General features: G+C 66.6%; 10 protein-coding genes. 5 read left to right on the forward strand and 5 right to left on the reverse strand.

Annotated features, from left to right (window positions below):
• The first annotated feature begins 62 nt into the window (after positions 1-62).
• The 4 genes from ACYZGB_RS06295 to ACYZGB_RS06310 all read left to right on the forward strand — a co-directional run bounded on the left by ACYZGB_RS06295 (position 63) and on the right by ACYZGB_RS06310 (position 5,672).
• Positions 63-2,717, forward strand: coding sequence for an ABC transporter permease (locus ACYZGB_RS06295; protein ID WP_462387399.1), 2,655 nt, complete (start codon positions 63-65; stop codon positions 2,715-2,717).
• A 170-nt stretch (positions 2,718-2,887) separates the two neighbouring features.
• Positions 2,888-3,328 (forward strand): DUF4279 domain-containing protein, encoded by a 441-nt coding sequence (locus ACYZGB_RS06300; protein ID WP_462387539.1) that lies wholly within the window; start codon positions 2,888-2,890, stop codon positions 3,326-3,328.
• Between the two features lie 117 nt (positions 3,329-3,445).
• The gene (locus ACYZGB_RS06305) at positions 3,446-4,501 is read left to right on the forward strand and encodes a PLP-dependent cysteine synthase family protein (protein WP_462387400.1); all 1,056 of its coding nucleotides are present in this window, start codon (positions 3,446-3,448) and stop codon (positions 4,499-4,501) included.
• Between the two features lie 49 nt (positions 4,502-4,550).
• Positions 4,551-5,672, forward strand: a complete 1,122-nt coding sequence (locus ACYZGB_RS06310) for a lipocalin-like domain-containing protein (protein ID WP_462387401.1) — start codon at positions 4,551-4,553, stop codon at positions 5,670-5,672.
• A gap of 63 nt (positions 5,673-5,735) precedes the next feature.
• On the opposite strand, the gene ACYZGB_RS06315 is transcribed toward ACYZGB_RS06310, so the two are convergent.
• The 5 genes from ACYZGB_RS06315 to ACYZGB_RS06335 all read right to left on the reverse strand — a co-directional run bounded on the left by ACYZGB_RS06315 (position 5,736) and on the right by ACYZGB_RS06335 (position 10,649).
• The gene (locus ACYZGB_RS06315; protein WP_462387402.1) at positions 5,736-6,737 is read right to left on the reverse strand and encodes a branched-chain amino acid ABC transporter permease; all 1,002 of its coding nucleotides are present in this window, start codon (positions 6,735-6,737) and stop codon (positions 5,736-5,738) included.
• Between the two features lie 12 nt (positions 6,738-6,749).
• Positions 6,750-7,634 carry a branched-chain amino acid ABC transporter permease gene (locus ACYZGB_RS06320; RefSeq protein ID WP_108616583.1) on the reverse strand — a complete coding sequence of 295 codons (885 nt, stop codon included), beginning with the start codon at positions 7,632-7,634 and terminating at the stop codon, positions 6,750-6,752.
• 95 nt (positions 7,635-7,729) lie between these two features.
• Positions 7,730-8,923: an ABC transporter substrate-binding protein gene (locus tag ACYZGB_RS06325; protein WP_462387404.1), complete on the reverse strand. Its 1,194-nt coding sequence runs from the start codon at positions 8,921-8,923 to the stop codon at positions 7,730-7,732.
• A 60-nt stretch (positions 8,924-8,983) separates the two neighbouring features.
• Complete coding sequence (locus ACYZGB_RS06330) at positions 8,984-9,715, reverse strand: ABC transporter ATP-binding protein (RefSeq protein WP_462387405.1); 732 nt, start codon at positions 9,713-9,715, stop codon at positions 8,984-8,986.
• Between the two features lie 163 nt (positions 9,716-9,878).
• On the reverse strand, positions 9,879-10,649 hold the full coding sequence (locus ACYZGB_RS06335; protein WP_063461087.1) for an ABC transporter ATP-binding protein: 771 nt from the start codon (positions 10,647-10,649) through the stop codon (positions 9,879-9,881).
• Between the two features lie 345 nt (positions 10,650-10,994).
• Between ACYZGB_RS06335 and ACYZGB_RS06340 the strand changes: the two genes are divergently transcribed.
• Positions 10,995-12,851, forward strand: a complete 1,857-nt coding sequence (locus tag ACYZGB_RS06340) for an ABC transporter transmembrane domain-containing protein (RefSeq protein ID WP_462387406.1) — start codon at positions 10,995-10,997, stop codon at positions 12,849-12,851.
• Positions 12,852-12,970: the final 119 nt, after the last annotated feature.

The raw sequence follows: 12,970 nt of genomic DNA on the forward strand, positions 1-12,970 counted from the left end.
GAGGGTGCAAAACGCAAGGTTGATGTACCTCAAAAGCGCTGCAGCTGGCCCCTGCAGCCACAATGCAGCCCATGCTCGCCCTGCTCCGCACCTTCTCCTGGCAAGACCTGCGCCACCACCCCTGGCGCAGCGCCGCAGCGGTGGCAGCCGTGATGCTGGGTGTGGCGCTGGCGTTTGCGGTGCATGTGATCAATGCGTCGGCGCTGGACGAGTTCTCGCAGGCCGTGCGCGCCGTCAACGGCCAGCCCGACCTGGAATTGCGCGCCATGCAGGGCCCCCTTCCCGAGGCGCTGTACGAACGCCTGGCCACCAACCCGCAGGTGGCCCGCGCCAGCCCGTTGCTGGAGCTGTCGGCCGTGGCGCAGGCGGTGGATGCCGCCGCCACACCCCAGCCTGCCCGCACCCCGCTGCGTGTGCTGGGCGCCGACGCCCTGCTGCTGCCCCCCATGGCCCCCGCGCTCATGCCGCGCCCGTGGGATGGTGCCGATCGCTTTGCGCTGTTCGCCCCGGCCACCGTGTTCCTCAACACCGCCGCGCTGCAAGCGCTGGGCCTGCCCACCAGTGGCCCGCAAAGTGGCAGCCCGCCGCCCACCGTGCTGCTGATCACCGGCCTGCAGCAGCGCGTGCCGGTGCAGGTGGCAGGCACCGTGGCCGCCGGTGGCGCGCCGCTGGCGGTGATGGACATTGGCGCCGCGCAAGACCTGTTTGGACGCCAGGGCGCGCTCACGCGCATCGACCTGCAACTGCAGCCCGGCACCGATGCTGCCGCCTGGCAGCGCACGCTGCGCGCCGATCCCGGCTGGCCCGCCAACGCGGTGTTGGCGCAGCCGGGCGATGCGGCCCAGCGCATCAGCAACCTCTCGCGCGCGTATCGCGTCAACCTCACGGTGCTGGCGCTGGTGGCGCTGTTTACCGGGGCCTTTTTGGTGTTCTCGGTGCTGGCGCTCAGCGTGGCGCAGCGCGGGCCGCAGTTTGCGCTGCTGGCCGTGCTAGGCGCCACACCGCGCCAGCGCCTGCTGCTGGTGCTGGCCGAATCGGCTGCGCTGGGGCTGCTGGGCAGCGTGCTGGGCATTGCGCTGGGCACCGCCCTGGCCGCCACCGCCTTGCAGCTGCTGGGCGGCGACCTGGGCGGTGGCTACTTTGCAGGCGTGCAGCCCGCGCTGCAGTGGAGCGCCCCCGCCGCGCTGGTGTACGGCGCGCTGGGCGTGGCCGCCGCACTGGCGGGCGGCTGGTGGCCCGCCCGCGCTGCGCAGCAGTTGCCCCCTGCGCAAACGCTCAAGGGCCTGGGCACCGCCACCGGCCAGGCAGACCGGGGCACCCTGGGCCTGGTGCTGCTGGCGGGCGGCGCCCTGCTGGCACTGGCGCCCCCGGTGAGCGGCGTGCCGCTGGCGGCGTATGTGGCCATTGGCCTTTTGTTGGTGGGCGGCATTGCGCTGCTGCCCTGGGGCATGGCCCGGCTGCTGGCAGCCCTCCAGCCGCTGGCCGCGCGCCACACCCTGCCCCTGCTGGCGCAGGAGCGCGCACGCCGCATGCGCGGCAGCGCGGCCATTGCGGTGGGCGGCGTGGTGGCATCGCTCAGCCTGGCCGTGGCGCTGACGGTGATGGTGGCCAGCTTTCGCGGCTCGGTCACGCAGTGGCTGGACGCCGTGCTGCCCTCGCCGCTATACGTGCGCTCGGCGCTCAGCACCAGCAGCACCACGGGCACCGAGGCCGCGCTGCTGCCCGCCGGTTTTGCTGAAGCCGTGGCCCAGCTGCCCGGCGTGGAACGCGTGCAGCCCCTGCGCGCCAGCCCCGTGCAGCTCTCGCCCACCCTGCCCGCCCTGGCCGTGCTGAGCCGCCCGCTGGGCGACAACCCCGCCCAAAGCCTGCCCCTGGTGGGCGAGCCCTTGCCCGTGCCTGCAGGTCGCACCGGCGTCTACATCAGCGAAGCGGTGGTAGACCTGTATGGCGTGCGCCCCGGCATGGAATGGCCCGCACTTTCAGAGTCTTTTAGGCCGTTTGCGCGCGATGGGCATGCCCAAGCAGCTATCTTTTACATAGCAGGCGTATGGCGCGACTACGCCCGCCAGTCCGGCGCCGTGGCCCTGGACCGCGCCGCCTGGCTGCGCCTGACCGGCGACGCCCGCACCAGCGACCTGGCCCTGTGGCCCCGTGAGGGCGCCGACACCGCCGCGCTGCAAGCCGCCATCCGCAATTTGGCCGCCACCCACACAGGCCGCACGGCGGGCGCGGGCGACAACGGCGAAGCCCTGGTCGAATTCGCCTCCTCCGGCGCCATCCGCGACCGCTCGCTGCGCATCTTCGACCGCAGCTTTGCCGTCACCTACTGGCTCCAGGCCGTCGCCATCGCCATCGGCCTGTTCGGCGTGGCCGCCAGCTTCAGCGCCCAGGTGCTGGCCCGTCGCAAGGAGTTTGGCCTGCTCGCCCACCTGGGCCTCACGCGGCGGCAGATCCTGACCGTGATCGCGGGCGAAGGCGCTGCATGGACCGCCGTGGGCGCGGCAGCGGGCGCGCTGTTGGGGCTGGCCGTGTCGGTGGTGCTGGTGCACGTGGTCAACCCGCAGAGTTTTCACTGGACGATGGATTTGGCGGTGCCGGGGGGGAGGCTGCTAGGGTTGTGTGCTGCGGTGGTGGTGTCGGGTACGGTTACCGCGTGGCTGGCGGGGCGGGCGGCTGCGGGGAGGGATGCGGTGATGGCGGTGAAAGAGGATTGGTGATGCCGCATTGAGAGGCCCTGTCAGCACTATCAGCCGCCCAGTTTCGAAAGCATTTTTGTCTGGGGACACCGTGAACCCAAAGCCATCCGAAAATTGATCGGGACGTCAATATTTGAAAGAAATCAATGGCCCAAATCTCAACAGCGGTTCGAAAACGCTTGAAGCGCGGCATGCGACGCCGAGAACAAATTCTTGGCAAACCTTCGCATGTCGGCAAACCCCGCCTCTATCGCTTTGACGCATCGCTGAGGATCGCTGGAATTGGTGAACACCATGAAGCAATTTCGAAACGAACAGGAATTGCACCTACGCGCGCGCATCGTGAAGGCGAGACGCGATTTGCCCAGAAAAGGTGGCTAGAAGATATTTGGATACTGGAATCACCTCTAGGGGCATCGGCCTCACTGGATGAGCACATCGAATGGCTTTGGAACGCCATTGCTCCCCATCGGGACTATTTTCAACAGCTGATTTCACAGTCATCGTCTGCTGGCGTAGTTCTTGGGTGCTTTTCTGAAAGCCCATACCCTTACTTGACAGTACAACCTGATTCCTTGCGATTGCTGAGACAGCTGGACTTGGGGATCTCGTTCAACTTCACATGCGTCTAGCCAAGACAATCGCCTAAAAGACGAATGCCCACGCCTATCGCCTCGCGCGGTACTGCGGCCCCTGCGACTCGCGGCAACCGTACCAGCGGCCAATCCAACCTACCCGACAATCCCCCAATGACCCTCCCCTCCCCCTGGCTCCACGAAGCCATCGCCCGCATCGAAGCCGACTACCAGCGCAGTGCCGACACCCACCTGATCCCGCTGCGGCTGCCCGCGTTTGCCGCGCATGGCATTGACCTGTACCTCAAGGACGAATCCACCCACCCCACGGGCAGCCTGAAGCACCGGCTGGCGCGGTCGCTGTTTTTGTATGCGCTGTGCAATGGCTGGGTGCATGAGGGCTCGACCATCGTTGAATCCTCCAGCGGCTCCACGGCGGTGAGCGAGGCTTACTTTGCCCGCCTGCTGGGGCTGCCGTTTGTGGCGGTGATGCCGCGCAGCACCTCGCCGGAGAAGGTGGCGCAGATCGAGTTCCATGGCGGGCGTTGCCACTTTGTGGACAGCGCGGGTGCGGTGTATGACGCGGCCCGGGCGATTGCCGAGGAAACGGGCGGCCACTACATGGACCAGTTCACCTATGCCGAGCGGGCGACCGACTGGCGGGGCAACAACAACATTGCCGAGAGCATGTTCACGCAGATGGCGCGCGAGCCGCACCCTGTGCCGCGCTGGATTGTGGTGGGTGCGGGCACGGGCGGCACCAGCGCCACCATTGGCCGCTATGTGCGCTACCAGCGCCATGCCACGCAGGTGTGTGTGGCCGACCCAGCGGGCTCGGTGTTCAGCGCCTACCACCGCACGGGCGATGCGCAGCTCACGGCGCCGGGCTCGCGCATCGAGGGCATTGGACGGCCACGTGTGGAGCCCAGCTTTATCCGCACGCTGGTGGACCGCATGGTGGATGTGGCGGACTGCGAATCCATTGCCGCCATGCGCGCGCTGTCGCAGTTGCTGGGGCGGCGTGTGGGGCCGTCCACGGGCACCAACTTTGTGGCCATGCTCACGCTGGCCAGCGAGATGCGCGAGCGGGGCGAGCGCGGCTCCATCCTGTCGCTGCTGTGTGATGCGGGCGAGCGCTACCTGCCCACGTACTTCGACACCGAGTGGGTGGACCGCACGTTTGGCGATTGCTCGGCGGCGCAGCAGAAAGTGGATGCATTGATGGGCTGAGCGCCCTGCCCCGTCCCGCAATTCCATCCCGCACATCGATCACCACACCATGCACAGCTCCACGCGCCGCCAGTGGCTGATGGGGGCCAGTCTGCAGGCAGCCGGGCTGGGCGCGCTGCTCTGGCCGGGGGCGGCGCAGGCGCTGCCCGCGCGCACGCTGGCTTTTCCGCGCGACCACGGCAGCCACCCGGAGCTGCGCACCGAGTGGTGGTACATCACCGGCCATGTGCAGGCGCAGGGCCAGCCGTGGGGGTTTCAGCTCACGTTTTTCCGCTCACGGGTGGATGCCACGCAGGGCCTGCAGTCGGCGTTTGCGGCCAAGCAGCTGTTGTTTGCACATGCAGCCATCACTGACGTGAAAGGGCAGCGCCTGCGGCATGACCAGCGCATTGCGCGCGCGGGTTTTGGTGTGGCGCAGGCCAGCGAGGCGGACACGCGCATCCGGCTGCAGGACTGGACGCTGGAGCGCAGTGATGTGCCGGGCAGCACTCCCGGTGAGGCGCCGCGCAGCCGCTACACCACGCGCATCACCGGCGGCGAACTGGGGCTGGAGCTGCAGTTCGACAGCACGCAGCCTGTGCTGCTGCAAGGCCAGCAAGGCCTGTCGCGCAAGGGGCCGGATGCCGCGCAGGCGAGCTACTACTACAGCCAGCCGCAGCTGGCCGTGAGCGGACACCTGACAGTGGCGGGCCGCCGCATGGCGGTGGAGCCGGGCACCGGCCGCGCGTGGATGGACCACGAGTGGAGCGAGGCGCTGATGCACCCCGAGGCCCAGGGCTGGGACTGGATCGGCATGAACCTGGCCGATGGCAGTGCATTGACGGCCTTCCGCCTGCGGCGCGCGGATGGGGCGGCGCTGTGGGCCGGGGGGTCGTGGCGGGCCCCCGGGCAGCCCGTGCAGGTGTTTGGTGCGCAGGCCGTGGTCTTCACCCCGCTGCGCACCTGGGCCAGCCCGCACAGCGGCGCGCGCTACCCGGTGCAGTGGCGGGTGCTGACGCCGGTGGGGCAGTTTGAGGTGCGCGCGCTGTTGGACAACCAGGAGCTGGACAGCAGCGGGTCCAGCGGCGCGATTTATTGGGAGGGACTGTCCGACCTGCTGGACGGCAGCGGACAGCCCGTGGGCCGGGGGTATCTGGAGATGACCGGATATGCAAAGCCGCTGCGCCTGTAAGGGCGGCAGCGGCTTTTTGAGCAGCGTCCAGATAGCAGCCCACCGTTGCGGGCCATGACGGGGTCAGTGCTTGGCCGTGTTGCCCGCGCGGCGTTGTGCCAGCCAGGCAATGATCTCGCCCATGATGCCCCGGCGGAAGGCCAGCACGCAGATCACGAAGATCAGGCCCGTGACCATGGTGACAGATTCGCCCAGGGTCTTGAACCATTCCACGCTGGTCAGGGCGGCCAGCAGGTTGCCGAACTCGCCGATCTTGTTCTCCAGCAGCACCACCACGGCCGAGCCAATGAGCGGGCCCGACAGCGTGCCCAGGCCACCCACCAGCGTCATCAAAATGACCTGGCCCGAGGCCGTCCAGTGCACATCCGACAGCGTGGCAAAGCCCAGCACCAGGGTCTTGAGCGACCCAGCCAGGCCCGCCAGCGCGGCCGACAGCACAAAGGCCAGCAGCTTGAAGCGATGGGTGTCGTAGCCCAGCGAGATGGCGCGGGGTTCGTTCTCCTTGATGCCCTTGAGCACCTGGCCGAATGGCGAGTGGATGGTGCGCACGATGAGCAGGAAAGCCACCACCACGATGACCAGGGCCACGTAGTACATGACCAGATCGCTTTGCAGGTCGATCACACCAAACAGCTTGCCGCGTGGCACGCCCTGCAGGCCGTCTTCACCGCCGGTGAAGGGTGCTTGCAGGCAGGCAAAGAACAGCATCTGTGCCAGCGCCAGCGTGATCATGGAGAAGTAGATGCCCTGGCGGCGGATGGCCAGCCAGCCAAACAGCAGGCCCAGCAGCGCGCCTCCGGCCGTGCCCAGCAGCAGGCCCACTTCGGGCGTGAGGCCCCAGACCTTGATGGCGTGGCCCGCCACATAGGCGGCACCGCCCAGAAAGGCCGCGTGGCCGAAAGACAGCAGGCCGGTGAAGCCCAGCAGCAGGTTGAAAGCCGAAGCAAACAGTGCAAAGCACATGAGCTTCATCACGAAAACAGGGTAGGCACCGAGGAAGGGTGCAACAACCAGGCCCAGCAGCAGCAGGCCGTATCCGATGGGGGCAATGTTCTTGAAGTTCATGCTGGCTGCCCCTTATTTCTCTTTGCCGAACAGGCCGGCGGGGCGGATGAGGAGGACGATGACCATGATGACGAACACCACGGTGGACGACGCTTCGGGGTAGAACACCTTGGTGAAGCCTTCGATGACGCCCAGGCCCAGCCCGGTGAGGATGGAGCCCATGATGGAGCCCATGCCGCCGATCACCACCACCGCAAACACCACGATGATGAGGTTCTGGCCCATGAGCGGCGTGACCTGGTACACAGGCGCAGCGAGCACACCGGCAAACGCTGCCAGCGCGGCGCCAAAGGCGTAGGTCAGCGTCACCATCACCGGCACGTTGATGCCAAAGGCCTCGACCAGACGCGGGTTCTCGGTGCCGGCGCGCAGGTAGGCACCGAGCTTGGTTTTTTCGATCACGTACCAGGTGGCCAGGCACACGACCACCGACGCCACCACGACCCAGGCGCGGTAGTTGGGCATGATCATGAAGCCGAGGTTGGTGGCGCCTTCGAGCAGCTCGGGTGTGTCGTAGCCCAGGCCCGACACGCCGTAGATGGAGCGGAACACGCCCTCGATGAGCAGTGTGAGGCCCAGCGTGAGCAGCAGGCCATACAGGTGGTCGAGCTTGTAGATCCAGCGCAGCAGCAGGCGTTCGATGAGCACCCCGAACAGGCCCACCACCAGCGGTGCCAGGACCAGCATCAACCAATAGTTGATGCCGAGATAGTTCATGGCCATCCAGGTGATCAGGGCGCCGGTCATGAACAGCGCACCGTGCGCAAAGTTGATGACGTTGAGCAGGCCGAAGATCACGGCGAGCCCGAGGCTGAGGATTGCGTAGAACGATCCGTTGACCAGCCCCAGAAGGAGCTGGCTCAACAGGCCGGGCAATGAGACACCAAAGATTTCCATGGGAGGCAGCAGCAGGTGGAGGGGTTCAGGTCAGAGGGCGCCCACAGGCCTGGCCCCGCCGGCAGCGGCGGGGTCGGAGGCTTCCTCTCAGGGGGTTACTTCCAGAGCGCGCACTTGCTCTCGGCCTTGGTGGTGAACACCTGGTCACCGGGCAGCTTCTTGATGAGCTTGTAGTAGTCCCAGGGCTTGGTGGATTCCGAAGGCTTCTTCACTTCCATCAGGTACATGTCGTGCACGTAGCGGCCATCAGGACGCAGCTGGCCCGAGCCGAAGAAGTCGTTCATCTTCATGCCGCGCCAGGTGGTCATCACCTTGTCGGCATCGACCGACTTGGCGGCTTCCACGGCCTTGAGGTAGTTCATGGTGGCCGAGTAGTCGGCCGCCTGAATTTCGGTAGGCATGCGCTTGGTCTTCTCGAAGAAGCGGGCCGAGAACTTGCGTGTCTCGTCGTTCAGGTCCCAGTACCAGCTGGTGGTGAACTGCAGGCCTTCGGTGTTGCGCAGGCCCAGGCTGTGCACGTCAGAGATGAAGATCAGCAGACCTGCGAGCTTCATGCTCTTGCCGATGCCGAACTCCTTGGCGGCCTTGATGGCATTGATGGTGTCGCCACCGGCATTGGCCAGGCCGAGGATCTGGGCCTTGGAGTTCTGGGCCTGCAGCAGGAAGGAGGAGAAGTCCGATGCGTTGAGCGGGTGGCGCACGGCGCCCACCACGGTGCCGCCCTTGGCCTTGACCACGGTGCTGGTGTCAGCCTCCAGCGCGTGGCCGAAAGCGTAGTCTGCCGTGAGGAAATACCAGCTCTTGCCGCCGTTGTCGATGATCGCAGAGCCCGTGCCCTTGGCCAGGGCGACCGTGTCATAGGCGTAGTGCACCGTGTAGGGGGTGCACTGGTCGTTGGTCAGCGCCGAGCTGGCAGCGCCATTGTTGATGTAGACGCGCTTCTTCTCTGCAGCCACCTTGGCCGTGGCCAGCGCCGTGCCGGAGTTGGTGCCGCCAAAGACCATGGTCAGGCCCTGGGTGTCGATCCACTCGCGGGCCTTGGAGGCAGCGATGTCGGCCTTGTTCTGGTGGTCGGCCGTGAGCAGCTCGATGGGCATGCCCAGCACCTTGCCGCCGAAGTCGTCGATGGCCATCTGGATGGCTACGGCACCGTTCTTGCCCTCCAGGTCGGCGTACAGGCTGGACATGTCGGTGATGAAGCCGATCTTGACCTTGTCCTGCGCCTGGGCCGTAGAAGCCAGGCCTGCAGCGGCCAGCATCAAGGCCAGCAGTGTGAGTTGTTTCTTCATGGATTTGTCTCCTGTGGGTGTGGTGGTTGAAGAAAGCGAAAAATGGGGAGCGGGCTGCGTTCAGACGCCCAGCAATTCGTTGAGCACGGGCATCTTGGCGTCCAGTTCGGACGCCCCGAACTTCTCGACGATGCGGCCGTGCTCCATCACGTAAAAGCGGTCGGCCAGCGGTGCGGCAAAGCGGAAGTTCTGCTCGACCATGACCACCGTGTAGCCCTTCTCGCGCAGCATCTTGATCATGCGGGCCAGGGCCTGCACGATGACGGGCGCCAGGCCTTCGGAGATTTCATCGAGCAGCAGCAGGTTGGCGCCAGTGCGCAGGATGCGGGCCACGGCCAGCATCTGCTGCTCGCCACCCGACAGACGCGTGCCCTGGCTGTTCTTGCGCTCGGCCAGGTTGGGGAACATGGCGTAGATCTCTTGCACCGACATGCCGGGGGTGCCGGTCTTGAGCGCGGGCGGCAGCAGCAGGTTTTCTTCGCACGACAGGCTGGAGAAGATGCCGCGCTCTTCAGGGCAGTAGCCCACGCCCAGGTGGGCGATGCGGTGCGTGGCCATGTTCACGGTTTCCACGCCGTTGATCTTGACCGAGCCCTTGCGCGCGCCGGTCAGGCCCATGATGGCGCGCATGGTGGTGGTGCGGCCGGCGCCGTTGCGGCCCAGCAGCGTGACCACCTCGCCGGGCTGCACGACGATGTCCACGCCGTGCAGCACATGCGACTCGCCGTACCAGGCTTCGAGGTTCTTGATTTCCAGCGCAGGCACGCCGTTGTTGTTTGAAGGATTAGCCATCTCAGTTGTCCATTGCGTTCCGCGCTGCCTGTAGAAACCGGCACGCACAAAGCCAGTGCCCCCGCGCAAGGGCCGCCCCGCCGCGCTGGGGGCGTCCCCCTCCCGCATCGCGCAGCGAGGCGAGAGAGGGGGAAGGCGCGAAGCGACTCAGGGGGAGCTTCATTCAATGCGCTCCCTGGAGTTGGCCGTCTGTGGTGCCCATGTAGGCCTCCATCACTTGCGGGTTGTTGGAGACTTCTTCGTAGGGCCCTTCAGCCAGCACTGCGCCACGCTGCAGCACGGTGATGCGGTCGGCTATTGTTGAGACCACCTTCATGTTGTGCTCCACCATCAAAATGGTGCGACCCGCCGAAACCTTCTTGATGAGCTGGGTGACGCGGTCCACGTCCTCGTGGCCCATGCCCTGCGTGGGCTCGTCGAGCAGCATCAGTTCGGGCTCCATCGACAGGGTGGTGGCGATCTCCAACGCGCGCTTGCGGCCGTAGGGCAGGTTCACGGTGACCTCGTCGGCCAGGTCTTCCAGGCCCACTTCGGTCAGCAGCTGCATGGCGCGGTCGTCCAGCTGGCTCAGGGTGCGTTCGCTGCGCCAGAAATGGAACGAGGTGCCCAGCTTGCGCTGCAGGCCCAGGCGCACGTTCTCCATCAGCGTGAGGTGCGGAAACACCGCCGAGATCTGGAACGAGCGGATCACACCGCGCCGGGCAATCTGCGCAGGCTGCTCGCGTGTGATGTCGTGCCCGTTGAAGCGGATCACGCCCGAGGTAGGCTCCAGGAACTTGGTCAGCAGGTTGAAGCAGGTGGTCTTGCCTGCGCCATTGGGGCCGATCAGCGCATGGATGGAGCCTCGGCGCACCGCCAGGTTCACATCGCTCACGGCAGTGAAGCCCTTGAACTCTTTGGTCAGGCTTTTGGTTTCAAGAATGACGTCGCTCATTGCGCCTTGGCCGCTCCGTAGGGTGCTGAGGAATGGAGCCTTGCAGCAAGGTCTCCGTGTGTGGGTCTCGGCGCATCGTATGTCTCTCTACCCTGCGGTAGATACTGGGACTAATGCCTATGTATAAATGCCTACGTACCCACCGCCCGCTGCGCAGGCTCACCACCGACTGCGGGCCCACAGCGCAGGCCAGCGCTCAATCCGGCCTCTCGCATGGCCTGCGCACAGCCCCGGCTCGGAGCCCTGCAACGCGGGGGCATCACTGACTTTTTGCTGACACCGTCCAGCCGCGCCCCTGGCCTTCGCGCCATACACGCCGTCATGGGCCGGGCCTACACTGCCACCATGGCATCCATCCCCTCCTCCCACCCGGCACGCGGGGCTCCCCGCTCGTTGACCGGCCTGCTCCCCTTTCTGCGCCCTTACCGTGTCCACATCCTGCTGTCGGGGGTCTTCCTGGTGCTGGCTGCGCTGGCCACGCTGGCGTTTCCGATGGCTCTGCGCGGCCTGATCGATGGGGGCCTGGTAGGTGGCTCGGCCAGCGACAAGGGCGCGCAGGCCATGGCGCTGCGGGGCCATTTCGAGGCCTTGTTCGCCGTCGCGGTTGCGCTGGGTGTGTTCTCTGCCGCGCGCTTTTACATGGTGAGCTGGCTGGGCGAACGGGTGAGCGCCGACCTGCGCAATGCGGTCTACGGCCATGTGCTGCGGCAAAGCCCGCAGTTTTTTGAAACGACGCAGACAGGAGAGGTGTTGTCCCGCCTCACGGCCGACACCACCTTGGTGCAGACCGTGGTCGGCTCGTCGTTGTCGATGGGCCTGCGCAACGCGGTGATGGGGATCGGCGCGCTGGCCATGCTGGTGTGGACCAATCCTTACGTGATGTCGGTGGTGCTGCTGGCCGTGGTGATGGTGGTCTTGCCCACCATGTGGATCGGGCGGCGCGTGCGGCGGCTGTCGCGGGACAGCCAGGACCGGGTGGCAGACTCCAGCGCCATTGCCGCCGAGGTGCTGAACGCCGTGCCGGTGGTGCAAAGCCATGCGGCCGAGCCGCGCGAGGCGGCCCGGTTCATGCGCGCCACCGAAAACGCCTTCCAGGCGGCCATCCAGCGTACGCGTGCGCGGGCGGTGCTGGTCGCCTTCATCATCATCGCCAATGCCGCCCTGCTGCTGTGGGGGCTGTACCGGGGCACCGAGGCGGTGCTGGCGGGCCAGATGAGTGCGGGCCACCTGGGGCAGACTGTTGTCTATGTGATCCTGCTCGCGGGGGCCGTGGCCGTGCTGGGCGAGGTGTACGGGGACCTGCTGCGCGCCGCAGGCGCGACCGAGCGGCTGATGGAGCTGCTGGCAAGCCGCTCCCCCGTGGCGGACCCTGCCACGCCCCGTGACCTTCCCACCTCAGGCCAGGGCCTGGAGGTGCAGTTTGACAATGTGTGGTTCCACTACCCGTCGCGCCCGGAGCAGGCTGCGCTGCACGGTTTTTCGCTGCACCTGGCGCCCGGGGAAACCGTGGCCCTGGTCGGTGCGAGCGGCGCGGGCAAGACCACGGTGCTGCAGCTGCTGCAACGCTTCTATGACGTGGACGTGAGTGCCCAAAGCGAGACCCCGGGCACGCCGGGCACATCGGTGCCACGGCAAGGGCGCATTCTGCTCAATGGGGTGGGCATTCGCGACGTGGCGCTGGGCACCCTGCGGGCCCACACCGGCACGGTGCCGCAGGACGCGGTGATCTTCTCGGCCTCGGCCCTGGAGAACATCCGCTACGGGCGCCCCGAGGCCACGGACGAGGAGGTGGTGGCCGCCGCGCGCGCCGCCTTTGCCCATGACTTCCTCATGGCGCTGCCCGAGGGCTACGCCACCTTTCTGGGTGAGCGCGGCGTGCGGCTGTCGGGCGGGCAGCGCCAGCGCATCGCGATTGCGCGGGCCATGCTCAAGAACCCGCCCCTGCTGCTGCTGGACGAAGCCACCAGCGCACTCGACGCCGAGAGCGAGCGCATGGTGCAGGCCGCGCTGGACACCGCCATGCAGCGCCACACCGGCCGCCGGACCACACTGGTCATTGCACACCGGCTTGCCACCGTGCAAAACGCCGACCGCATTGTGGTGCTGGACCACGGGCGCATCGTGGAACAGGGCACCCACACCAGCCTGCTGGCGCAAGGGGGTGTCTATGCCCGGCTGGCTGCGCTGCAGTTTGCGGCGTGAGGCGCGCAGGTGCAGCCAGGCGGAGACGCGGGGCGAATCACTATCAAATTGATAGCTTACAACGCTTGCTGGTCGCGCGGAAGGGGGCTAAAAAGGCAAAAACCCACCCCCCTCTTACC

Source organism: Acidovorax sp. Q11 (assembly GCF_054950075.1).